We start from the raw sequence: 2,744 nt of genomic DNA on the forward strand, positions 1-2,744 counted from the left end.
CACGCGGGGCTACCGCGTCGGGGTGACCACCATCGCGCTGCCGCCCCCGCGCCGTACGGGCTCGGCGGCGGCCCGCCAGCGGCCGTCCGCGAGGCGTTCGACGCCGGTCGCCGCGCCGATCTCCGGCACCCGTGTGAACGAGTGCCCGATGGCCTCCAGCTTGCCGCGCGTCGCGCTGTCGTACAGCGCGGGTTCCAGTTCGGTCGCCGCCGCGTTGCGCTGGCTGGCGCGCGGGGCGGCGATCGCGTCCACGAGCGGGAGGCCGCGGTCGAGGTAGCCGGTGAGGCTCTGGAGGACCGTCGTGATGATCGTCGCGCCGCCCGGCGAGCCGAGGGCGACGACGGGGGCGCCGTGCCGGTCGAGGACGATCGTCGGGGAGATCGAGGAGCGCGGGCGCTTGCCCGGCCCCGGCAGGTTCGGGTCCGGCACGGCCGGGTCCGCCGGGGCGAAGGAGAAGTCGGTCAGCTCGTTGTTGAGCAGGAAGCCGCGCCCCGGCACGGTGATCCCGCTGCCGCCGGTCTGCTCGATGGTGAGGGTGTACGAGACGACGTTGCCCCAGCGGTCCGCGGTCGTCAGGTGGGTCGTGTTCTCGCCCTCGTACGTCGTCGCGACGCCCTTCCCGGCCGCCGCGCAGCCCTTGGCGGGGTGGCGCGGGTCGGCGGGGGCAAGCGGGCTCTTGAGGACGGCGTCGTCCTGGATCAGGCAGGCGCGCGAGTCGGCGAAGCGCTGCGAGAGGAGTTCCCTCGTCGGCACGTTCTCGCGGCTCGGGTCACCGACCCAGCGGCCCCGGTCGGCGAAGGCGATGCGGCTGGCCTCGATGAAGTGGTGCAGGTACTGCTCCTGCGAGAGCCGGCCGAGCCGGTCGTTCTCCAGGATGTTCAGCGCCTCGCCGACGGTGGTGCCGCCGGAGGAGGAGGGCGCGATGGAGTAGACGTCGAGGCCCCGGTACGCGGTACGGGTGGGGGCCTGGTGCTTGGTGTCGTAGGCGCGCAGGTCGGCGAGCGCGAGCTTGCCGGGACGTGCGACGCGGGTGGAGCCCGGGGCGAGCGGCGGGTGGGTCGCGGTGCGCACGATGTCCCGGGCGAGGGCGCCCGCGTACAGCGAGCGGAGCCCCTTGCGGGACAGCTCGTCGTAGGTACGGGCCAGGTCGGGGTTGCGGAGGGTGCTGCCGACCGCCGGGGGTTCCCCGCCGGGCAGGAAGAGCTTCGCGCTCGCGGGGAAGTCCCGGAAGCGGGCCGCGTTGTCGGCGGTCTGCTGGCGGAAGGTGTCGTCCACGGTGAAGCCCCGCCGGGCGAGGCGGGTCGCGGGGGCGAGGACGTCACGGGTGGACTTGCGGCCCCAGGAGCGCAGCGCCTCGTCCCAGGTCGCCGGGGTGCCGGGGGTGCCGACGCTGAGGCCGCTGGTGACCGCGTCGGCGAAGGGCAGCGGCTTGCCGTCCTCCACGAAGAGGTTCCTGTCGGCGGTGCGGGGTGCGGTCTCGCGGCCGTCGAGGGTGTGGACGCGGTGGCTGCGGGCGTCGTAGTAGACGAAGTAGCCGCCCCCGCCGAGGCCGGAGGAGTAGGGCTCGGTGACACCGAGCGCGGCGGCGGTCGCGACGGCCGCGTCGACGGCGTTGCCGCCCTCGCGCAGCACCTCGATCCCGGCGGCGCTCGCGTCCGCGTCGACACTCGCCACGGCCCCGCCCCGGCCCGTGGCGACGGGTGTCTTCGCGGGAGGTTTCGGTGCACCGTGCTGCGGTGGCGCCGCGCCGAGGCTGAGCGCCCCGGCGACAACGGCGGTCAGGGACAGGTACGAGAGGGTGCGGCGACGCCCGGCGCGCCGTGCGGCGGAATGTGACATCCGGTCTTCCTCCAGTCAACAGCCGTCCGGGCAGCGTAACTTGACACCCACCCCATCACCAGGACGCCACGCGGGCGCCGCCACCACGCGAGCCCCTTCCGTCGGCGGGCACCCGTTGCGCCTCTCAATCCCCCTCCCGTGCGGGCCGGTTGGTTCTCGCGGCCGGTACGATCGCGGGCCATGACGGACGACGTGCGCGACCTCCTGCTCGGCCTCCTCGCCTCGGCCATCAGCGCCGCGCTCGCCTGGTCGGCGCGCACCTTCGCCGGGCGCCGCCGCCTGGGCCGTACGCGGGAGTTCTTCGGGCTGCCCGCGCACAGCGAGGCGCTGCTCGTGGTGAACAAGGACGCGGGCGGCGCGGACTTCGCGGTCGCCCGCTTCGACACCTACGCGCTGCTCGAACTCGCCGCGCTCATCAAGGAGTGCGGGGCGCGGGCGCAGGTCCTCGCGCACGACGAGGCGCGGCGCGGTTTCGGCGAGCTGGCCGAGTTCTGCGTGGGGGGCCCGTACTCGAACCGCAGGTCGGCGGCGCACCTGGCGGCGCTGCTGCCGGGGATACGCGTGGAGACCGACCCGCGCCCGGAGCACAACGCCTTCGTCATCGGCGGCGAGCGGTACGCCATCGACTGCGGCCGCTCGGAGTACGTAGTCCTCGCGCGGCTCACGACGGGGCGCGAGGAGCAGGCGCGTCCGGTGTTCCTGCTGTGCGGGCAGCGTTCGGTGAACAACCAGGCGGCGGCGCGCTACCTCGTGACGCACCAGGAGCGTCTGCGCCGCCGCCACCGGCACGGCACCTTCGTCCTGCTGCTGCGGGTCGTGAACTCGGCGGCGTACGGGCCGGACGTCGTGGAGCTGGTGGGGGACGTCACGCAGGCGGCGCTGACCCGGCCGGAGGCGCTGCCGGA

At 74.7% G+C, this 2,744-nt stretch carries 2 protein-coding genes; one reads left to right on the forward strand and one right to left on the reverse strand.

The genetic code is table 11. The annotated features are described in order from the left end of the window. Positions 1–9 precede the first annotated feature (9 nt). A complete protein-coding gene (gene ggt / locus SSBG_RS03385) occupies positions 10–1,839 on the reverse strand; it encodes a gamma-glutamyltransferase (protein ID WP_008744826.1) in 1,830 nt (609 codons plus the stop codon). A 180-nt stretch (positions 1,840–2,019) separates the two neighbouring features. Here ggt and SSBG_RS03390 point away from each other — a divergent pair. After that, the coding region (locus SSBG_RS03390) for a hypothetical protein (protein WP_078491203.1) at positions 2,020–2,744 on the forward strand (725 nt) is incomplete at its 3' end.

Source organism: Streptomyces sp. SPB074, from assembly GCF_000154905.1.
GTDB lineage: Bacteria > Actinomycetota > Actinomycetes > Streptomycetales > Streptomycetaceae > Streptomyces.